Genomic DNA, 22,465 nt, shown 5'->3' on the forward strand with positions numbered 1-22,465 from the left:
TCAGGCTGCGAAAGTGAGCTTTATACGCATCTACGTGCTGGCGTCCATGTACGCCGTTCGTGCCTCCATTTACTTTCCGCATCGCAATGATACACTGAAATCGAATTCGTCGCTTCGGCCGGGCGGCGGGTATTTCCGACGACAAGGAGGATCTCGAAGCAGTGTCGTTTTCAGCAGAACAGATCGTGGAAAGGGAGGCGAATGGAAATTGCGAAAGTGGATTTCGATGTTGATCGCGGCGAGCTTGCTGCTTCCGCCCATCGCGTTGCCCGATGCGGCACGGGGGGAACAAGCGCCGCCGTTCGGGGAGGAAGGGCCGGTGTATCCTTTTGCAAACAAGTGGGCCGTATTGCCCGAATGGAGCCAAGCTCCGGTCGTGGACGGAACGTTGGACGAGCCCGTATGGCAGCAGGGGGAGTCGCTCGGCGATTTCCGAAATATATACTCGTTCGAGCCCGCCGCCGGCAATGCCGAGTACAAGATCGCTTACGACAGCACGAACTTGTATATCGGCGGGTCGTTGTCTTTGCCTTACTCGGAAGCGCTTTCACAAATTGAGATCGTTTTCAGTCCGTCGGCGGCGGAGCCGATTCACTATGTGGCCAGCGTTCCGGTTCACCCGGAACGGTCGATCACGACGGAATGGAACATGACGATCGCGCCGACGGATGTGCCGCAGCGCATCGCTCTGAGCGGATTTCCCTCGGTGTCGGCGGAGCACCCGGGAACGGACTTGTTTTCCATAGAAGCGGCGATCCCTCTTTCTTCGTTCGGCCTCTCCGGCGGCATATCGCCCGGCGACGAGTGGCGAATGAATATCATCCATGTATACAACATCAATACCCAGCCGATGTCGTCCTGGATGCCGATCCGTACGGCCCGGTATATGGATCGTTCGGGAGGGGCGGTTACGCTGTTGGGCAATGTCGTCGACGCCGGCGCTCTTGGAAGCGTCTTCTTCGGGGAAGCCCCGGGAGAGCGTTGGCTGCCGGCCAATCGGGAGCTGGCATTTGTCGGTTTGACGGAAATGCGTCTGGCGTTTGATCGTCCGACATCGGCCGCCTACACGTACCGGCTCGATTGGAAAGGGCCTGGAGGACACTGGGAGGAGCTGGAGGATGTCGCGGTCTCGACCTCAGGCTCGAAGGTGACGCTCGATTTCGCGCATCCGTTTCCCCAGCGAAACGGCATGTACCGGCTCAAGCTTGTTGCGGAGGACAGCGGCTCGGCCGACAAGTATATGGCGATCGTTTCCTTTGACAAGGAGCAGCTCGTAAAAGCCGGTTTAACGTCTCTGAACTACGTGCCTTCGTTCGGAGGAGCAACCGCCGTTACGTATGCCCCGGCCTCTTCTCTGGTCGAGCAAACGCTGCAGCTCATTCCGGACCAGAACGGGTTCGACTTCATCGGCTTGCCGGAAATGCCGGAGCTGTCTCCGGAGGATATGTACACACTATCGGAAGACGGGCAGAGCATCGTATCCAATCGTACGAGCACCGTTTACCCGAATGCGGCTTATCCCGAGAACAAGGTGTTGACGGCGATCGGGCGCAACAACGTCGAAGTGGAGTATCCTTACTATGAGGACCCCGAAGGGAAGAGGTACTTTCTGACCGCCCATCTATGGTATTTGCAAAGAACGCGCGCGATCGCCCAAACGGAGACGATCTCCAAGACCGACCCGCTCGGAGCCGCGCGGTTGCTGTACCGATTCGCCCAAGCGTACGAAAATTATGTGCCGACCGCGGACCAAAGATGGCACAACCGGCCGCTGAACATTACGTCGGGACCGCCTTTCAATTACTGGGGCGGCATGTGGAATGCCTGGTATATCAACGATCTGAACAGTCTGCGTCCGCTGTTCCGAGCATTCGCCAATATTCAGCAGACGGATGCGCTGCAAGTGCTCGGCAACGAGCTCGGGGTGGATGTCGATCAGAAAATCGTCGGTGACATGTTCCTGCCTTCGATCGATTACGTGCTCAGCTACCCGGAGACGCTCGGCAACTTGTCCTCCTACTTATGGAACGGACTGATCGAAGCCGGCAAGGCGCTGAAGCAGCCGGAATATATTCATATAGCCGTCGAGTCGATGAACGGGTATGCCGAACAACGATTTTTGCCAGACGGCGCCTGGTATGAAGTGACGGTCTCGTATCATAACCAGGCGACGAACGGTCTGATCAGCTCGATCAAGCTGCTGGAAGGCTACAGCGATCCGGCGGGCTATGTATCGCCGCGAACCGGCAGAAGGTTCGACAATCTCAATCTGTACAATGAGTTTCCGATTTTGGAGAAGGCCAGAAGCTTCCCGAAAACGCTCGTGTACCCGGATAATAAAGTGCTGCCGATTCAGGATACGTGGGCATCGACCAACGTTTCCGATCCGGCTCCGGACAGAGGCGCCCTTCTGCAGCCTTCTTCGGGCATCGGACGGCTGACGCTCGGCGAGGGAAAAGAGCAAACGCAGCTGTACATGCAGTTTTCGCCGAAATACGGACATAATCATTACGATCCGCTCGGCATCAATTTGTATGCGGAAGGTCAGGAACTGCTCCCGGACCTCGGATATACGCATTCCAAATACCGGTACTTTTCCATCTCCGCCATCGGCCATAACACGGTTGTCGTCAACAGCCGGAATATGACGATAAACGACAGCTCCAGACCGGGAGGCAAGGTCGAGCAATTCGTAACGGGCGCAAGCGGCGGACCGTTCCAGGCGATGCGGGCGAGCCAGGCGGAGGCTTATCCGGAGACGAGCGAATACAGCCGGGAGCCGTGGATGATCTCTTTCCCGGACGAAAACGGGAAAGGGTACGTGCTGGACCTGTTCCGAGTGTCGGGCGGAGATCGCCATGAATATACGCTGCAGGGCGATGCGAACCGGGACGCCTACTTCCAGACCGGGCTGCCGCTCAGCGATTACGGTCCGAGATTGCTGCCGCCGGGCGTGCAGGCGCAGGAAGCCCAATCCCAAAGCGAGATCGGTAGCGCGGAGGGGCATTATCCCGGGTACATATATGTCAAGGACGTCAAGCAGGCACAGCTGTCGGAAGACCGCTACCGGGTCACGCTGGCTACCTACGGCGCCGGGGGAAAGACGGCGAAGCTGAATGTGACGGGCTTGCTGGAAGACGGCTCGAACGAGCTGTTTCTCGGCCGTTCCCCCTCGATCCGATCTACCCGTCTCGGAGGACGGGATTTTGACAATAACGACGACGTCTCTCTGCACGATATGCCGAAGCTGGTGCTGCGGCGGGACGGAACGAACTTGACCAGCACGTTCGCGACGGTGCTGGAGCCTTATGCCGACGGCGGGACGGCGCGCATCGAGGGGATCGACCGACTGGTGCCGGAGCAGGCTCCCGCGGGAGCCACGGCCATCCGGATCACGTACGGCAATACGACGGATATTATTTTGAGCAATCTCCGCCATCCGGATCAACTGCTTACGGTCGGCGATATCTCGATGAGAGGCGAGATGGGCTTTATCCGACTGAACGGCGGGGCCGTGGAGGAAATGCGCCTGATTGGCGGCACGCTGCTCCGAAAAGGGAGCGCGGAGATCGTCGATACAGGGGTTACTGCGGGAACGATCCTGGAGACGAAGCGGACGGCGGATGGCGATCCGTACAACGCGCTCGTCACCGATACGGCCGTATCGACAGACCTGATCGGCCGATACGTCATCGTCCGGCACCCCGACCAAATGACGCGGGGATATAAAGTCGGAGGCATTACGCAGTCCGGCGGCAAAACGGACATCGTGCTGGCGGAGCAGGATCCGGGCTTCACGGTCCGGGGCGACGGCAGTTCCGAATTGAATTATTACCCGGCCAAGCAATGGACCGGAACGCATACGTTCCGCATTGCCCATGACAAAACTTGGGGCGGAGGCTCCGTTTCCGAGACGCTGCCGACAGGCACGGTGACAGGAGTCGTATACGACCCGTACGGCGCTCCGGTGGAAGGGGCCGTCGTCAACATATCCGGCTATACCGGCCTTTCCGCGAATACGGACGGGAACGGCGGCTTCACGCTGGCGAACGTACCGGCAGGCGTGCGAAGAGCAACCGTCGCCACAGCCGTATACAGCAGGGAAGTATCCGCCGCCGTGTATGTAGCTTCCGGTCAGACGGCATTTACGGCCATCCCGCTGCTCCGCGAAGCGCCTCCGCGCTTGTCGGACGTAACCGGGGCGGCCGGAGCGGGCATGCCGGTATCGGCGACGAGTTCGAAAAACGGTACGCTGTATCTCGTGCCCGACTCGACCTTGCCTTATTTGTCCGCGATCCAGACGGCCGCGGCAACGGCAGGCGCCTCCGCCTATGCGTCCGTGCCAGGTGTGCCGGTATCGATCGGCACGTCGGGACTGGCGCCGGGGCTTTATCGGGTATTCGCGTCGGATGGGCAAGGTGTCTTATCTTCAGGGATAGCCGTACAGCTGATTCAAGCCGGTCTCGATGTGATCGACGACAATAGCCCGGCCATTCAGTATACGGGGACATGGACCAATATTTCAAGCGCGAACTATTACGGCGGCACGGTGAGGCGGGCGCAGTCCGTCGACGCATATGCGGATATCCCGTTTTACGGAAGCCAAGCGAGAGTGATCGGCAGTGTAGGCTTCAATGGCGGCTATGCGGAAATTTATATCGACGGGGAATGGCAGGCGACGATCGATACGTACAGTTCGTCGACCAAGTACCAGCAACTTCTCTATGAAACGGCCGAGCTGCCGGAAGGCGTCCATACGCTCCGGATCGTCGTGCCCGGAACGAAGCGGGAGGAAGCCGCCAACTATTATGTGACGCTGGATGCGGTGCGGGTGCTGCAAGCGAATCAAATACCGCCCAAGCTGACGAACATAACGGCGGGCCCTGTTGCAGCGGGCGCCACCGTGTCGGCCAAAAGCTCGAAAAATGGCACGTTGTACCTAGTCCCGGCTGTGACGGAAGCGACCCGAACGGCCATCGAAGCGGCGGGCGCGTCGGCGGCCGGAAGAACGGGCGCCGTAACCGCAGGGGTATACGGCGCTTTGGATACGACCGGCTTGACTACGGATTTGTATCGGGTGTATGCGATCGACGGCAACGGCAACGTATCGATCGGATCGGACGGAATCGCCGTTGTCGAGCCCGTCGCCGCCGATGTCGAAGACGATTCGGCCGTGATCGCGTATTCGGGAACATGGCTGCGTCTCTCCAGCGGCTCCTACTCGGGAGGAACGGTCAATCGCGGGGGATCGGCGGGAGCGTACGCGGACATTCCGTTCTACGGGACGTCGGCCCAACTGCTTGGCACCTTGCACGTCAATAACGGTCGGGCCCATATATATGTCGATGGCGTCTACAAGACGACAGTCGATTTGTACAGCGGCTCTACCAAGTACCAGCAGCTGTTGTACGATACGGGACCGCTGAACGAAGGATTGCACGTCATCCGTGTGGAAGCCGCGTGGACGAAGCAGGCGTCGGCCCAAAACTATTATGTGCCGCTGGACGTTTTGCGCGTATTCAGCCAGCCCGCTTTGTACGGCGTCACGGAGGGACCGATTGTCGCGGGGCAGTCCGTAAAGGCGACCAGCACCAAAGCTAGCACGCTTTATTTGGTGCCCGCCTCTACGGCTGCGACGAAGACCGCCATCGAAGCCGCCGGAGCATCGGCGAACGGCAGATCGACGAGCGTAACCGCAGGAGTGGCCGGGACATTAAGTACGACGGGTCTTGCGACCGATCTGTACAAGGCGTATGGGGTCGATGCATCGGGCAGCGTAACGGCCGGTTCCGACGGGATCGTGGTAGTCGAGCCAGCAGCGGCCAAAATCGACGATTTGGCTCCGATTATTTCGTATTCGGGAACATGGACGCGTCTTTCCAGTACCAACTACTGGGAAGGCACGGTCAATCGGGGGCAATCGAACGGGGCGTATGCGGACATTCCGTTCTACGGGACGTCGGCCCAACTGCTCGGCACCCGTCACGTCAACAACGGTCAGGCGAACATTTACATCGATGGAGTATTTCAGGCTACGATCGATCTGTACAGCGGGTCGACCCGCTACCAGCAAGTGCTGTACGATACCGGAACGCTGAGTGAAGGCCTGCATGTGATGCGCGTGGAAGCGGCGTGGACGAAGCATGCTTCGGCACAAAACTACTATATTATCCTGGACGCTCTGGAGTCTGCTATGGATTAAATCGGACGATCACCGTTGCGTCGGACAATACCTCAGCCAGTCCCTGCCCTGTAAAGCGGCAGGGACTGACTGTATTCCGAGACGGCATATATGAATCAAATGCGGTAGAGTCGGCGGCAAAAAAGTATGCTCCGCAGGTGCGTCCCCGGGAGCATACTTTTTTTGATGAGCATCCTTGACATGTTCGTCGTCTTACTTGGCCTTTGCTTCCGCGATTTTCTTGTTGATCGCCTCATCGGCGTCGCGAAGCGCCGTATTAACGTCTTTTTTGCCTTCGATCACATTCAGAAATTCCGTATTGATATCGCCGAGGCTGACCAGGGAAGAGATCGGATTCGGCACGGGCGATACCGCAAACTGATTATAGAATACGGCCGCGACATGCTTGCCTTTGAATTGCTCGCCTTCTTGCCCGAACGTCTGGCGAATTTTATCGTCCTTCAGGCTGGTCGCCCGGCCTTCTTTGTTGTTTTGCAGCTGCACCTCGTCGGTGAGCAAGTGCGTGACGACCTGGAACGCCTGCTCTTTGTTTTTGCCGTTCGTGACGAAGAAGTATCGGGGGCCGGCTTGAAATCCCGTCTTGGAAGCGTCCTTGAACGTCGGGGCGGCCGCCATATCCCACTTCAGGTTCTGGGCTTGTGCGAACCGTCCGGAGCCGGACAAGGGGGAAATCACCATCGCTACATTTTGATCCTGATAGAAGGCGTTCAACTGTCCGTTGAAGTTGTTGAATTTGCTGTCGAGCTGGTTGCCCGGAATTTCGTAGAACTGCTTATACGTATTGAACAGCCGCTTCCAGGAGTCCGTATTGACCGACGCCTTGTCTTCCTTCGGGTCGATCAAGGGCAGCGACAACTGATTGCTGGACATCAGGAAGCTGTAAAACATGCCCAACCCTTTATAGTTGATGTTGTTTTCGGTGCGGGTCAACGTCTTGGCCAGATCGTATGCCTCTTCCCAGCTCAAGCCGTCCTTCGGGTATTTGACGCCGAATCGGTCGAATATGTCTTTGTTGTAAAACAGGACCGTCCCGTTGACGTCGTCCGGAAGCCCGTACATGCGGCCTTGGCCGGAAGCTTCGCGCATCATTTGAATCGTCGACGGGTCGAAGCGCTCCAGATCGACTTTGTATGTCTTGATCAATTCGGTCATATCGTACTGCAGGCCTTTGTCGATCAAGCTCGTCTTCATGCCCGAAGCGGAATCCCACACGATATCCGGGATGACGCCCGAGGCGATGAGGCTGTCCAGCGTAATTTCCTTGGTCGGCAGCAGCAGCTTGATCGTATACTGCGGATATTTCGTCTTCAGCTTGGCGATGGCTTCCTCGAACGCTTTCTGCTGGGAAGTAATCGTCGTGAAAATAGACAGCTCCGCCGGGGCGCTCAAATCGACTTTGGGCTGCTGGGGCTGCGGAGGCGCGGACGAGGAGTCGCCGCCGCTGCCGCAGGCCGTGGCGATTCCGCTCAAACAGGCGATGGCCGCCAGCCATTTTGTTTTGTGTACGAGTTGCAAGAAAGATCCCCCTCTTCAACTGAAACGAATGTTCGTCACCCGGCCGAGGAAACGGTTACATTCTCAGTATACAGCGGACGGCCGCAAAGTAAATGGAGGGCAACCCGATAAACATGGACAATAGCCCGATCGTATCGGCAATTGCTGAAATCGGTTCCAAAACTTCGTGTTATTGTCCATATTTGACATGCGCGCATCCATTTCCTTGCCGGAGAGGCTGCCCTATAATGCAGATAGAGCGGACGATTCACCGGCATGCTTACCGGACATATACGGCGTGTCGAGAATGAAAGGAGCGGAGCGTTCATAATGGAACCGGGATTTTTCGAACGGTTTTATCCCAAAGTCATCAGCGTGCAGAAGCGCGATCCTTCGTACTGGCAAGAGAAAAATTACTCGGTGCTCGTCAGATCGGCAAGCATCCGGAATTTCTTCTATATTTTCGAAGGGACGGGGCATGTCGAGCTGGACGGCGTCCGGCATATGCTCTCTTCCGGAAGCATGTTCCACGTCCCGCTTCGTTGCCGTTTTTTGCTCAGCAGTACCATGGATCGTCCTCTTCTCTATTATTCCGTCCACTATGATTACAAAATGATCGAATGGGAAGGAGAGACAGGGCAATGTTTGGAGCCGGCTTATGCCGGTCTGCCGTTCGAGTCGGTCATGCAGCTGCACGATCAGGAGCTGTTCACCTCCGGGATGCAGCGACTGTACGAAGTGTGGCACGGCAAGGACACGGGGTTCGAATGGAAGGCGAGGGTCGCTTTTCTGAACGCGCTCTGCCAAATCAGCGAGCAGAAGCGGATCGAGCAGGGCGATCTCGAGACGACGCAATCGATTATTCGCAGCATGGATTATATTCGCAGCCACTATAACGAGCCGCTCAAACGGCATGAATTGGCGGAAAGCGTGTCGTTGTCGATCAATCATTATTCTTTTTTGTTCAAGCAATACTCGGGTTACTCGCCGATGCAGTATATAGCCAGAGTGCGGCTGGACAACGCCAAGCATATGCTGCGCAACAGCAATTTGCCGATCTCGGAGATCGCGCTCCGAGTCGGCTTTCAAGACCCGCTTTACTTCGCGAGAGTATTTGCCAAAGAAACCGGATTTTCGCCCAGAGCTTATAGGAAAGCCTAGCGGAAAATTCGCGACAGAAAGGTGACGATAGCATTGACAAGCGAAATATATACGGCGACCGGCGCGCGACCGGCTCCCGAGACCGTGTCGGTCCTCATAATAGGGGCGACGCTGGCCGGGATCGGACTCGCCTATGCGGATAAGGATCGGACGCTTGCAGTCGAAAGAACGTCGGGACCGGGCCAGGAATTTATTCCTTGCTTCCATCCGGGCACTCCGGTCCGGGAAGCGGCCTCGGAGCTTGGCCGGGCGTTGCGGGAGGAGCTTGCGGGGCGCAACCTGCTGTCGGGCGATGGCCGGCTGCATCTCGGCGCGCTGGCGCCCGTACTGCTGAACCGGATCGCCATGGACGGTTTGCGTATACGTTTTTTGACGGAGGTCGTCAACGTGGAGCTGGAGCAAACGGGCGATTATTTGGTCACGTTGTTTGACGCCTCCGGCTTGTGGCACATTCTGGCGCATCAAATCGTGGATACGACTTCAACCTGCTTGTCTTCGCCGGAGCTGCGCCCCGTTATCGCAAGCAAAACAATAAATGCGATGCTGCACAATGTCGATACGCAAGCCGTTCTGCCGGTCGTCGGGGACGGAATCGCCGAGGTGCTGCAGGGCCGTTTTCCAGGCGAAGTGATATTGAAGCTCCACGTCGATGCAGACGATGACATGCCCGCGGCGAGAAACAAGCTGCACCGGTATTGGGCGGGACGCGGAGAAACGTTCGGCGCTTGGACGCTGGGCGTCGTGGCCGACACCATGGAAGTTCGTACGGCAGCGGGACCGCATGCCGTCGGCGAACGTCGCATATGGCTGCCGTCTTGCGCCTACGACAATGCCTTACAGTCGTTTGAAGCGGGCTTTGCATTCGGAAAGGAGGGAATCCGGCATGAAACTTTCTCAACGCATTCATAATAGGGTGGAACAGCGGGAAGTCGGTCAGCCGGCGTTTGCCCGCCAATACGATGTAATCGTGGCCGGCCTCGGAACGGCCGGTTCGATCGCCGCCATCGCCGCGGCCCGTCGCGGCTTGACCGTGCTCGGCATCGAAAGCTTGACTTGCATGGGCGGGGCCGGAACGGCCGGAGGCATATTCAGCTATTATTTCGGCCTGAGAGGCGGCTTGCACGAGGAGTTCGACGAGGAGATCGCCAAGCTGGAGAGCGACGGATACCCGAAGCGGGGCAAAAGCAGCGGCGATCTGAAAAAGCTCGTGCTGGAACGCCACGCTCTGGACGCGGGTATGGACATTCGGTACGAGTCGACGGTAGTCGGCGTGTACGTCGAAGGCAATACGGTGAAGGGGCTGCGCTGGATTTCACCGGAAGGGCAGCAGGAGGCGGGCGCGAAGATCGTGATCGATTGTACCGGCAACGCCGAGGTGTGCGCGATGGCGGGCTGCGGGATACGGCGGGGAAGGGAAAGCGACGGCCGGTCGCAGCCGTTCTCCAATGCGCTGGAGATGGTCAACGGCAATCGGATCGCGACCTTTTATACCGACTCCGGCTATGTCGATCCGACCGATGGAGGGGATGTGTCCCGAGCGATTATCGAATCGGCACTGTTGCCGACGCATCTGAAGGACAAGTACGAAGACCATTCGAGAATCGTGCGGGTTGCTCCGCTGCTCGGCATTCGCGAAGGCCGGTTTATCGAAGGGGAAGAGCAGGTGACGCTGGAAGCTATTCTGACCGATTCGACGAGCGACCGTCCGCTGTTTTATGCCTATTCCAATCTGGACAATCACAGCAAGGACATTGCGTTCGAAAGTACGAATCAGCAGGATTGGATTGTCGGCGCGGGGCTGTGGGGACTCAACTTTTCGGTGCCGATCCCGCTCGGGGCTTTGATTCCGAAGGGATACGACGGGCTTCTGGCCGCCGGACGTTGCCTCGCTATCGATCACGATATATCCGGCTGCATCCGGATGAAGCGGGAAATGCATAAGACAGGCGAAGCCGCCGCCGCCGCCGCGGCGCTCTCCATCGAACTGGGCGTTCCATTGAGAGAAGTGCCTTACGAACCGTTGGCCGCCGAATTGAAAAAGACGGGCTGTCTGAACGAGCAAGGTTATGTCCGTTTCCGCGACACCAGCTTGCCGAAAGAAACGTGGGCGATCTCGGAAAGGGATGCCTCCTCGATCTGGATGACCGACCCGTCGGCCATTCGCGAGGGGCTATCGGGTATGAAGCCGGGAATCGCCATCTGGTCGGCCAAGCGGCTCGCCGAGCGCCTGAACAATCAGCTGCGGGAATGGATGACCGAGACATGGGAGGAGCATTTGCCTAAAAACTGCGCTTTCGCTTTGGCGCTGCAAGGCGACGAAGCGGCGATGCCGGTGTTGCGGGAAATCGTACAATCGCGCGATCCATTCGTGCCGAAAACGAGCCGGAAGTACAATCAGGTGCGCGGCTATGCGGCGATCTATTTGTTGGGCACGCTGGGGGATGCGGAAATCGTCCCCGAACTGCTGGCGATTATGCGGGACCGGGAATCGTTCGTCAATTCGTCCACGGATGCGGAATTTATCAATACGGATGACGATTACTACTTCCAATATTTCACCTTTTCGTTGATGGCGCTGTACCGGATCGGAGAGAAGCATGACCGCCTGCGCCGGGATATCGCCGAAGGGATCGAGTCGATCGTCGGACAGCCGGGATTCGCGCTGGCCGTGACGTTGAAAGGCAATACCGAATTATTGCACGAGATGACGGGTACGGTGCGCGGCATTATCGCCAAAACGATCGCTCCGTGGTTTGACAAGACGGGAGCGAGAGCATGAAACAAGTGCTGAATGTCGGGTACGTCGGTTGCGGCGTAATGGGGCAAGTCTATTTGAACGCGGCGCGGTCAATTCCGTTTATCCGCTCCGCTGCGGTAGCGGACTCGGTCGAGGCGAGCGCGAGGAAAGCGGCGGAAACGTTCGGCGTCGCCGCCGTTTACACGGATGCGGAGGCGATGTTCGCCGATCCGAACGTCGATGCTGTCGTGCTGGCGCTGCCTGCGATCGCGCGAACGGAGCTGGCGGTGCAGGCGTTTCGCGCCGGCAAGCATGTGCTGACGGAGAAGCCGGTCGCCCGCGATGCGGACGAAGTGCGCAGGCTGATCCGGGAGAGAGGCGATCTGATCGCGGGCTGCGCCTCCTCCAGAACCCGGCTGCTCGATTCGGCGGCCGTCGTGGCCGATACGCTCGCGCAAGGGAAGCTCGGCACGCTGCGGATGATGCGCTGCCGCTGGCAGACGAGCGCCAAGCCGAAGCCGGAGGTGATGCCGCCGCTATGGCGGTTCTCCAAGGAAGTGAACGGCGGGGGGAATTTGGCCAATCTGGGGACGTATATGCTGGACTACTTTCTTGGCATTAACGGCTGGAGCCTGGAGCCGGATACGATTCTCGCCCGCACGTGGACGATCGCGGATTCGTTCGCCGACCATGTACCAGCGGGCTCGGACGGGGAGACTCTGACGTCGGCGCTCGTCAGCTTCAAGAACGGACCGGTGCTGATGATCGAGCAAGGCGAGCATTATGTCGGGGAGCGGGTGCATGAATGCCAGCTGATCGGCACGGACGGCACGTTGACTTTCCCGGTCGTGCCATCGAATGCCCGCGTCGTGCTGAGTCAATATGCGGAAGCGGACGGCAGCATCGCCGAACAAGTGTTGTGGGAAGGGCAGGAAACCTTCAGCACGGTGCACCAGCGGGTGTTCGCGGACTTCTCCCAAGCCGTGCTGGAGGGCCGCCAGCCGAGCACGGGTCTGGAGCAGGCGCTTGTCGTGCAAAAAATTGTCGACGGCGTGTACGAATCGGCGCGACGCGGCGAAGCGGTTCGGGTCGAGAATATATGAGACACTATTCGATGGCGCTTATTCCCGGAGACGGAATCGGCGTCGCGAGGTCAAAAGGTGCTGTTTAGTTGTCAAAAAAATGTATACAAAAATGTATATTGAAAGAGTGCCGTTTGAATAAAGGAGGAGCTCGAGCGATGGGTCAGGACATGGGGATAAACGCAAGCGCATTCGAGGGCCGCTCAGCCGGATCGGGTGCATCTCGATGATCCGCTGCGGAATGTATGAAGCCGTTATTACGCCTCCGCTGGGAAGCTCCATGCCGGGGCATGCCGGAGAACGAAAGGCCGCCGAAGTGCTTGACGACCTGTACGCGAAAGCGTTGGTGATCGATTCGAACGGTCACGTTGCGGCGCTTGTAGTCGTGGATGCCTTGTACGTGCAGCGGATAGAAGTACAGAAGATCCGGGAGCGCATAAGCCGCCATACCCCGATTCCGCCGGATCGGGTCATGGTGTCGGCCACGCACTCGCACTCGGGCCCGCCGATTCGTCCCGGCTTCGACGGCTTCGACCACCCTTCCTACCTCAATTACATGGTGGAGAGAACGGCGGATGCGGTCATTCTGGCCTATAATCGGAGGCGGGAGGCGCGAATCGGCTCCGGAATCGGCCGGGCGGAAGGCATCGCCTTCAATCGCCGGTATTGGATGAAGGACGGCACGGTCCGTACGAATCCGGGCTTCCGGCATCCGGAGCTTGTCCGTCCCGCCGGACCGGCCGACCCGGAACTGCTGGTCGTGCGGATCGAGGACACGGAGGGCCGTCCGATCGGGGCGGTGACGAATTTCGCTTGCCATACCGACACGCTGGGAGGCGGCAATCTGGGACTAAGCGCGGATTATCCGGGCGAGCTGAGTCGGCTGTTGAAACGGGAGCTCGGTTCGGAAGCGGTTTGTCTGTTTGTGCAGGGCGCGAGCGGGGATTTGAACCATTACGACTTTACGAAGCCCAAATCGATCGAGCCCGGCCATTACCGCGTCATGGGACGCAAGCTGGCGGACGAAACGATGAAGGTGTGGCGGACGATCATGCCGTCTCAATCGGGTGATCTGCCCGTATCCGTACGGCAAGCCTTCTTTCCGATCGCGTACCGGCTGCCGACGGAAGCCGAGGCCGACGAGGCCCATCGGACGCTCGCTTCGGAGGGGGCTACGGAGAAGGAGCGCTACTTCGCCGAGCATTTGTTGAACATGCTGAACGACCCGGAGAAGACCGCCATGGTCGAGGTGCAGACGTTTCGATTGGGCGAGCTCGCGGTGGTCGGACTTCCGGGCGAAATATTCGCCGAATTCGGACTTCGCCTCAAGCGGCATTCATCGTACAAGTATACGATGATCAATACGCTGTGCAACGGCTCGATACAAGGATACGTCTGCACGAAGGAAGCGTATGTGCAAGGGGGCTACGAGTCGAAGCTCAAGCGCAACCATCGCATACCGTCGGGAGCCGGGGACTTGTTCGTCGAGCACGCTCTGCAAGGCTTGGCTTCACCCGGAAAGGAGGCGCTTGAAAGCGGATGTCCGAGCAACGATCCCGCGTAAGCGTAAGCCGCGATGTTCCGATCGCGATGAGAGACGGAACCCGCCTCTATGCGGACCTGTACAGGCCGGAAGTAGACAGGCGTTATCCCGTTCTGCTCCAGCGAACTCCTTACAACAAAACTGTGGAAACATGGCCGAAAACGAATTTCCGACCGTCCCCCGCTTTTCTCGCTTCTTGCGGGTATGCCGTCATCATTCAGGATGTGCGAGGCAGATTCAAGTCCGAAGGCGAGTACGATCCGTACAAGCGGGATGCGGAGGACGGCTACGACACGGTTCAGTGGGCGGCGGCGCAGCCGTGGTCCAGCGGCAAGGTGGGCATGTTCGGCGGCTCCTACATGGGGGCGACCCAGTTTTTGGCAGCTTCCGCCAAGCCGCCGGCTTTGCAGGCGCTGTTTCCGTATTTCACCGGCTCCAGTCATTACGATACATGGGTGTACGCCGGAGGGGCGTTCAATCTGCTCACCCGGTTCACCTGGGTAGTCCGCATGATGGTCGATACGGCGGCCCGCAAAGGAAGCGGGATGCCGAAGCCGTTGAAGGAGCTGGCCGAAGCGATGGCCGAGCTTCGCAAGTCGGCTTCCGCGGAAGCCGGATCGGATGTGGCGGAGTTGGAGCGCGGCATCGTCGCTTTGCTGTCGAGGCTGCTGAATCCGGTGCCGCTGCGGGAGCTGCCGATTCCGGAAGAGCTCGGCGGATATTTCTTCGATTGGCTCGACCATTGGAAGGACGACGGCTACTGGCAGCGTATCAATACGGAAAACGAGTACGGTCGGATTCGTCTGCCGATGCTTCATATCGGCGGATGGTATGACGAATTCGCCCGGTCGACTTTGGACAACTATGTCGGATTTTCCCGTCACCTGGCAAGCGAGGCCGGACGCGTTTCGCAGAAGCTGATCATGGGTCCGTGGATTCACGGCTCGTTTTCGCGGAATATCGGCGATGTGGATTTCGGTCCGGAAATCGACGAAAGCGAACGATACATCAATGATCTGAACGCCGCTTACTTCGATTATTGGCTGAAGGGGATCGACAACGGCTACGCGGAGACGCCGCCCGTACGTTTATTTATTATGGGCGTCAACCGGTGGCGCGACGAGCGGGAGTGGCCGCTCGCCAGAACGGACTACCAGAGCTGGTACGTGCACAGCGACGGGACCGCGAATGAGGCGAGGGGCGGCGGTTGGCTGTCGCCCGAGCCGCCCGTGGACGAACCGCCCGACCAATACGCGTATGACCCAGACCATCCGGTTCAGACGAATGGCGGCAATATTTTGCGCATCGGGATGAATATCGGACCTTGTGATCAGCGACGTGACACTCCGCGCGACGATGTGCTGTCGTATGTCAGCAAGCCGCTGGAAGCCGACATGGAAGTAACGGGGTATATCAAGATGAAGCTGTGGGCGGCTACGGATGCGGAAGATACCGACTTTACGGCAAAGCTGATCGACGTCTATCCCGACGGGACGGAGATCAACATTCAAGACGGCGTCATCCGCGCGAGTTTCCGCGAGTCGCTTGCCGATCCGCATCCGGTCGAGCCGGGGCGCGTATACGCGTACGAGATCGATTTGTGGGCGACGAGCCAACTGTTTTTCAAAGGCCATCGGATCAAGCTTGAGCTGTCGTCCAGCAATTTTCCGCGCTTTAACCGCAACCTGAACACGTTCGGGCCGCCCGCCGAGCAGCGGGACGTTCGGATCGCCCGTCAGACAATCTATCACGACACGATTCGCCCGACCCATATCCTACTGCCCGTTATTCCGGGGGCGGAGCCGAATGATCGGCAGAAAAGAGACGACCAATGAGAGACTATTCGATCGCGCTTATTCCCGGAGACGGGATCGGCGTCGATGTCATCCGCGAAGGCCGCAAGGTGCTCGAAGCGGTATGCGAAATCGACGGCGGCCTGAAATTCGATTATACCGAGTTCGACTGGAGCTGCGAGCACTACGCCAGGCACGGCAAAATGATGCCGGACGACGGGCTGGAGCGGCTTCGCGGCTTCGACTCCATCTACTTGGGCGCCGTCGGCTATCCCGGCGTGCCGGATCATGTTTCCTTGTGGGGGCTGCTGCTTCCGATTCGCCGCGCCTTCCGGCAATATATCAACATCCGGCCGGTCAAGCTGCTCCGCGGTATTCGGTCCCCGCTTGCCGGACGGAGCGCCGAAGATCTCGATTTCATCGTCATTCGCGAAAACAACGAGGGCGAGTATTCCAGCATGGGCGGCCGCATGTACGAAGGGACGCCGCTCGATATGGCGATCCAGAACAGCGTCTTCACCCGGACCGGAGTGGAGCGGGTGCTGCGGTACGCGTTCCGCTTGGCGCAAGCGAACGGAAAGCGCAATCGGCTGACCTCGGCGACGAAATCGAACGGCATCAACCATACGATGCCGTTCTGGGACGAGTACGTGGGTCGGATCACGGCCGAATATCCCGGCGTGGAAGTAAGCAATGTCCATATCGACGCCTTGTGCGCCTTCTTCGTGACGAAGCCGGATACGTTCGATGTGGTGGTCGCGTCGAACTTGTTCGGCGACATCTTGACCGATCTCGGAGCGGCCATCGTAGGCGGTCTCGGCATCGCGCCTTCGGCGAATATTAACCCCGAGAAGGAGTTCCCCTCGATGTTCGAGCCCGTTCACGGTTCGGCACCGGACATAGCCGGGAAAGGGATCGCGAATCCGATCGCGGCGATCTGGTGCGTCAGCATGATGCTGGAGCATCTGGGCGAGGCGGAAGCGGCCAAGGCGGTGCTGGAAGCGGTGCAGGACGTGCTGGAGGAAGGACAGGTGCTCACGCCCGATCTCGGAGGCAAGGCCAGTACGCGGGACGTGGGCGATCATATTTGCCGCAAGCTTAGATTGGCTGCGAAGTGACAGCCGTCTCGGAACCCGTAAAGGAAACCATCGATTGAACCGAACCGATCGGCATGAAACGGATAACGCTTGACGGGCAATAGCCAGCCTCCGCCTTGGAACAGGGACGGAGGCTTTATTGCGTTTGCCTTACTCTTGAATTTCGATTACATCTTTTAGTTAGCGAAGCGGCGAGATTGTCGGGGCAAGGGTCGGGAGTTTCAGATCATAGTCCGCAGTCCCGCGTTCCAAACGATACTGGTGCAACTGACCGGGCCCGGCACGAGAGTGCCGAGTACCCGTTCGGTCGCAGGCGGAGGCTACGGTTCGATCGGCAAGCAACGTACTCGGATTCGAGGGAGGTCAACGACTGACGGTTGCACTGTCCGCGCCATTCGGGACATTTGAAGCGAGCAGGATCGCCGAACTTGATCGGCGCAACCCCGATTCGCTCCCGGGATTGACGATGCGCCCAAATCGACTTAAAATGTAAAAATACATTATTGTACACAATAGGGCGAGAAGAGTGAAGCCGATATAAGGAGCGAACCGAGTTTGGAACAAACGAAGCGTCGAAAAGCAAGTGATGCGATCTATACCGAAATCAAGCGGAAAATTATCGAATTCGAATACGAACCGAACGAACATCTTAGCGAGGAGCTGCTGGCCAAATCGCTGGAGGTGAGCCGTACGCCGTTGCGCGAAGCGTTTCACAGGCTGGAGCTGGAGAAGCTTGTCACCAAGCTGTCTACCGGACGTATCGTAGTAGCGAGACTGACGATCGTCGAGGCTGAAGAATTGTTTCAGGTAAGAGCGGCGCTGGAGGGACTGCTGACCCGTCATGCGACACGGAACATGAACGAGACGACGCTGGAGAAGCTGGAGCAGGTGATGCGGAGAATGCAGGCTGCCGCCGATTCGCACGATCATGCCGAGGTCGTGCGCTGCGGCAGCGAGTTCCATCAATTGCTTTACCAGTTATCGCAAAACGGGACGGCCATCGGTTTTCTGGAGCAGCTCAGAAGCCGGCTCGAGCGGTATAGACGAATCGGAGGGTACAAGCACCCGCACTATGCGGCCAACCTCCCTGTCGAGGAGCATGAGGCCATATTGACCCGCGTTCGGGCGGGCGACGCCGACGGGGCGGAGCGTACGATGGTGGCGCATGTGAGCCGAAGCCTCGAAACCGTCAAAGAAACGCTGCAAATGTACTTTATCAAATAAGGGCAGCAAGCCGGGCATCCGCCGGTTGCGGATGTTCGATTTTTTTCTTCCAAAAATGTATACAAAGATGTATACTAAATGCATCGCGCAATTTATAACACTAATTCGGGCCTTTTGAAAGACCTATTCAGAGACCCGCAGAGGAGTAAATCACGGTCTTCCTGGCACCCTTGCGCATAAGGGAGCTTAACGAGCGAATTGGCGAGAGGGAGACTTGCGATGAAGATCGAGCGAGTAGAGCTGAGAAGACTGCATGTACCGTTGAAGGCGCCGTTCGAAACAAGCTAAGGATTCGAGTACAGAAGGCTGGTGGATAACTTCAGACAGCCGACCGAATGACGTCAACGGAAGCTTGCCGCCAGTCCGTTACCAACATGTTTCCTGTAAAATATGTAGTGATTTTCAGGAAAAACGCAAAATTCGCCGAAAAAACCGGTAAACATACAGGTAAATCGACGTCAGGCCGAAAAGGGAGCGTTGATGAGCGAAAATAACTGTATGTATTCCAGTTCACTACGGCAGCAGGGCAAGTCTACAACGAAATAACTGCATGTTTTCCAGATTGTTCGACTGATTCACCGAACTTAGAGACAATGAAGCCGAAACGTTCTCTCGGTCAGGAGAACTTCGGTTTCTTGTGTGGCTGGGAAATATTCGGATTCATGAACCATCGAGGAAAAAAGACGATCGCAAAACGCAAAAAAGTCTGTTCAATATTGTATACAAAGATGTATACTATGATTGAGCGAGTTTGCAAAGCTTGACCTGCAAAGGAGAGGGGCATGGCATGACGGATGTATATGCTTATTTGAAAGCGAATCAAGACGAGTTGCTCGCCGACCTGAAACCGCTTGTCCGGGCCGAGTCTCCTTCTCTGGATAAACGGCTGACAGATCTTTGCGGCGGGGTGTTGCAGGAGCTTTCCGCGATCGGATCGGCATCGAGGCGCAGCTTCTTCCGCAGGAGCATGTAGGCGACAACATGAGATTCGCATACGGGGAAAGGGAAGGGGATGGCGGCGGACTGTTGGTGCTATCCCCGGCCGGCGTCATTAGGTTGAAAGCAGTGGTACGAAGTGGTCTGTCCCGGCGGGCAATCGGGTCGAAACGGGCGGCTGCTATAGGAAGCGACTGTAATCGCGAGAAGGGAAGGAAACCGGCATGGCGGAAATACATACCCCCTACGGAAGAGTGTTCGAGGATTTCGAAGTCGGAGACGTCATACGGCATTGGCCGGGCCGAACGATTACACAGGCGGACGATCTGCTGTTCAGTCTGCTCAGTCTGAACCAGCATCCGCTGCATATCGATGCGCACTACGCATCTCAGACGTCTTTCGGCCAAAACGTCGTCAACGGCACGCTCGTGTTCTCGATTAGTGTCGGACTGACGGTTAACGATATTAGCGGCGCGGCGATCGCCAATCTCGAATACGAGAACGTCGCGCATCTGCTGCCCACCTTTCATGGAGATACGCTGTACGCACGTACGGAAATATTGTCCAAGACGGAGTCGAAGAGCAAGGAAGACCGCGGTGTCGTATATGTCGAGACGATCGCGAGCAACCAGCGGAACGAGGATGTGCTGCGCTTCCGCAGGAGGCTGATGGTGCCCAAGCGGGCATTCGCGATCCGACCGCATACGCATACCCGTCCGAAATGACGGACAGGAAAGGGGCAGAAGCATGAAACCGTTGGAAGGCATTCGGGTGCTGTCCGTGTCGCAGTACGGCGCCGGACCATACGCTACCTTGCAGCTGGCCGACCTGGGCGCGGAAGTGATCAAGATCGAGGACCCGCATACGGGCGGCGACGTCTCGCGCTCGGTCATTCCGTATGCGGAGCAGGGCGACAGCTTGTATTATCAGGCGTTCAACCGCAACAAAAAAAGCGTCACGCTCGATCTGAAATCGGAGACCGGCAGGACGCTGTTCCGGCAGCTGGCCGCCAAGTCCGACGCCGTCTTCAACAACCTGCGCGGCGATGTGCCGGCGAAGTTGGGGCTCACCTACGAGCAATTGAAAGACGTCAATCCGCTCATCGTCACGTGCTCGCTGTCCGGCTTCGGCACAAGCGGCTCGATGAAGGCGGAGCCCGCCTACGATTATTTGCTCCAGGCGATGCTCGGGCATATGTCGCTCACCGGCGATCCTTCCGGCCCTCCGGAGAAGTACGGGCTATCGATGATCGACTTCTCGACCGGCATGATGGCCGCGCTCGGGCTGATGGTCGGCTTGTTAAGGGCGAAGACGCGAGGAGAAGGCTGCGACGTCGATGTGAGCTTGTTCGATACGGCGGCTTCGGTACTCAACTATTTGGCCATCTGGAATTTGAACAAAGGCTACGTTCCGCAAAAAACGGCGCATTCGGCCCATCCGAGCCTCGTGCCGTCCCAATTGTTTCCGACGAAAGACGGCCATATCGTCATTATGTGCAACAAGGAAAAGTTTTTCCCGGCATTGTGCCGGGCTATCGAAGCTCCGCATTTGGCTGAGGATGCGAGATTTGCGAACTTCGAGTCCCGGTTCGAGCATAAGGAAGCGCTTGTGGCCGAGCTGATCGCCGTATTCGAGAGGGAGAACAAGGCTCATTGGCTGGAGAAGCTGCAGGGCGTCGTTCCCGTCGCCCCGGTAAATACGGTGGAAGAAGCGATGAAGCACCCGCTGCTGCGGGAGCGGGACATGATCGTCAGCGTGGACCATGCGTCCTTCGGAGAGGTCAGCATGATCGGCACCCCGATCAAAGTATCGGGCAGGAAGCCGGATTACCGGGCCGCGCCTGCCCTCGGCGCGGATAACGAAGAAATTTACGGCGGCTTGCTCGGTTTATCCCGCGCCGAGCTGGACCGGCTGGCCGCCGAACGGATCGTCTGACGGGGCGCTACCCCATCTGCCGAAACCGAATCCCATTCCATGACAAGGAGTGAAAGATGATGGCGGAACAAACGGAATTTCGCCCGGGCCTCGAGGGCATTATCGCCAGCGAAACGGACATTTCGTATTTGGACGTTGCGGCCGAGCAAATCGTCATTAGAGGTTATGACCTGATCGAGCTGGCGCGCACCGTCACCTATGTCGATGTCGTCGGATTGCTGCTGGACGGGACACTGCCGGATGAGGCGCAGCAGACGAAATTGGCGGCGGAGTTGGCCGCGGAAGCGGCGCTGCCGGACGCCATATGGCCCATTGTCGCTTACCCGGCGCCGCACAAGGAAGCGATGGATATTTTGCGGACCGGCATATCCGCACTCGCCGCCTTTGACGAAGAGCTGGGAGACCGGTCGCGGGAGGCGAATCGCCGCAAGGCGCTGCGCCTGCTGGCCAAAGTCCCGAATCTCGTGGCAAACGGCTACAGGCTGCAGACGGGGCAAGCTCCGATCGAGCCGAAGCGGGAGCTGTCTTACGGCGCCAATTTCCTGTACATGCTGACCGGACGGCTGCCGGACGAGCGGGAGGAACGGGCATTCGACCAGTCGCTGATCGTATACAGCGAGCACGAGATGCCGAACTCGACATTCGTCGCCCGGGTTATCGCCTCGACGCAGTCGGATCTGTACGGCGCGTTGACCGGCGCCGTGGCCTCGCTCAAAGGAACGCTGCACGGCGGCGCCAATGAAGCGGTCATGTACATGCTGCAGGAGGCGAAGACGCCCGAAGGGCTGGAGAAGCTGATGAAGGCGAGACTTGCGGGCAAGGAACGCATTATGGGCTTTGGCCATCGGGTATACATGAAGAAAATGGACCCGCGCGCGCTGCTCATGAAGGAAGCGCTTGCAGACCTGTGCGAGCGGCGGGGCAGTCGCGAGCTTTACGAGATGTGCGAGCTGGGCGAGCGGATCATGCGCGAGGAGAAGGGACTGTACCCAAACCTCGACTATTACGCCGCCCCGGTTTACTACTTGCTCGGCATACCGATCGACCTGTATACGCCGATTTTCCTGGCCTCGCGAACGGCGGGCATCGGCGCCCATGTCATGGAGCAGCACGCGAACAACCGGCTGTTTCGCCCGCGCGTGCTGTATAACGGACCGAGAGGATTACGGCCGACCCTGCAATGAGGCGGCAAACGTTCGGCCGTCGCTGTGCAATGCAGCACTGTGTGCCGGGATCCGCGCGGTGCGCGAAAGAGCGGATA

14 protein-coding genes are annotated in these 22,465 nt (G+C 58.2%); 13 read left to right on the forward strand and 1 reads right to left on the reverse strand.

Features of this window, described 5'->3' with window-relative positions:
* The first annotated feature begins 208 nt into the window (after positions 1-208).
* Entirely contained in the window at positions 209-6,202 is a 5,994-nt protein-coding gene (locus FE784_RS33935; RefSeq protein WP_176706707.1) for a carboxypeptidase regulatory-like domain-containing protein, read from the forward strand.
* Positions 6,203-6,394: 192 nt separating this feature from the next.
* On the opposite strand, the gene FE784_RS33940 is transcribed toward FE784_RS33935, so the two are convergent.
* Positions 6,395-7,717: an ABC transporter substrate-binding protein gene (locus FE784_RS33940; protein WP_139606693.1), complete on the reverse strand. Its 1,323-nt coding sequence runs from the start codon at positions 7,715-7,717 to the stop codon at positions 6,395-6,397.
* Between the two features lie 309 nt (positions 7,718-8,026).
* On the opposite strand from FE784_RS33940, the gene FE784_RS33945 reads away from it, so the two are divergent.
* The 12 genes from FE784_RS33945 (at position 8,027) to mmgD (ending at position 22,388) form a co-directional block, all read left to right on the forward strand.
* Positions 8,027-8,857 (forward strand): AraC family transcriptional regulator, encoded by an 831-nt coding sequence (locus FE784_RS33945; protein WP_176706708.1) that lies wholly within the window; start codon positions 8,027-8,029, stop codon positions 8,855-8,857.
* A gap of 33 nt (positions 8,858-8,890) precedes the next feature.
* On the forward strand, positions 8,891-9,766 hold the full coding sequence (locus tag FE784_RS41285) for an FAD-dependent oxidoreductase (RefSeq protein ID WP_176706709.1): 876 nt from the start codon (positions 8,891-8,893) through the stop codon (positions 9,764-9,766).
* Positions 9,741-11,636, forward strand: a complete 1,896-nt coding sequence (locus FE784_RS33950; protein WP_176706710.1) for an FAD-dependent oxidoreductase — start codon at positions 9,741-9,743, stop codon at positions 11,634-11,636. Before FE784_RS41285 ends, FE784_RS33950 begins: the two co-directional genes overlap by 26 nt.
* Positions 11,633-12,697 (forward strand): Gfo/Idh/MocA family protein, encoded by a 1,065-nt coding sequence (locus FE784_RS33955; RefSeq protein ID WP_139606696.1) that lies wholly within the window; start codon positions 11,633-11,635, stop codon positions 12,695-12,697. The genes FE784_RS33950 and FE784_RS33955 overlap by 4 nt, the downstream gene beginning before the upstream one ends.
* A gap of 205 nt (positions 12,698-12,902) precedes the next feature.
* Positions 12,903-14,240, forward strand: coding sequence for a neutral/alkaline non-lysosomal ceramidase N-terminal domain-containing protein (locus tag FE784_RS33960; RefSeq protein ID WP_139606697.1), 1,338 nt, complete (start codon positions 12,903-12,905; stop codon positions 14,238-14,240).
* A complete protein-coding gene (locus FE784_RS33965) occupies positions 14,216-16,054 on the forward strand; it encodes a CocE/NonD family hydrolase (protein ID WP_139606698.1) in 1,839 nt (612 codons plus the stop codon). The genes FE784_RS33960 and FE784_RS33965 overlap by 25 nt, the downstream gene beginning before the upstream one ends.
* Positions 16,051-17,130, forward strand: a complete 1,080-nt coding sequence (locus FE784_RS33970) for a tartrate dehydrogenase (RefSeq protein ID WP_139606699.1) — start codon at positions 16,051-16,053, stop codon at positions 17,128-17,130. Before FE784_RS33965 ends, FE784_RS33970 begins: the two co-directional genes overlap by 4 nt.
* Positions 17,131-17,664: 534 nt before the next feature.
* Positions 17,665-18,333, forward strand: a complete 669-nt coding sequence (locus FE784_RS33975; RefSeq protein WP_139606700.1) for a GntR family transcriptional regulator — start codon at positions 17,665-17,667, stop codon at positions 18,331-18,333.
* A gap of 787 nt (positions 18,334-19,120) precedes the next feature.
* Positions 19,121-19,306, forward strand: a complete 186-nt coding sequence (locus tag FE784_RS33980; protein ID WP_139606701.1) for a hypothetical protein — start codon at positions 19,121-19,123, stop codon at positions 19,304-19,306.
* A gap of 187 nt (positions 19,307-19,493) precedes the next feature.
* On the forward strand, positions 19,494-19,994 hold the full coding sequence (locus FE784_RS33985; RefSeq protein ID WP_139606702.1) for a MaoC family dehydratase: 501 nt from the start codon (positions 19,494-19,496) through the stop codon (positions 19,992-19,994).
* A 22-nt stretch (positions 19,995-20,016) separates the two neighbouring features.
* Positions 20,017-21,204 carry a CaiB/BaiF CoA transferase family protein gene (locus FE784_RS33990; RefSeq protein ID WP_139606703.1) on the forward strand — a complete coding sequence of 396 codons (1,188 nt, stop codon included), beginning with the start codon at positions 20,017-20,019 and terminating at the stop codon, positions 21,202-21,204.
* Between the two features lie 56 nt (positions 21,205-21,260).
* Positions 21,261-22,388: a citrate synthase gene (gene mmgD, locus FE784_RS33995; RefSeq protein ID WP_139606704.1), complete on the forward strand. Its 1,128-nt coding sequence runs from the start codon at positions 21,261-21,263 to the stop codon at positions 22,386-22,388.
* Positions 22,389-22,465: the final 77 nt, after the last annotated feature.

The organism is Paenibacillus hemerocallicola (assembly GCF_006265175.1).
GTDB lineage: Bacteria > Bacillota > Bacilli > Paenibacillales > NBRC-103111 > Paenibacillus_AB > Paenibacillus_AB hemerocallicola.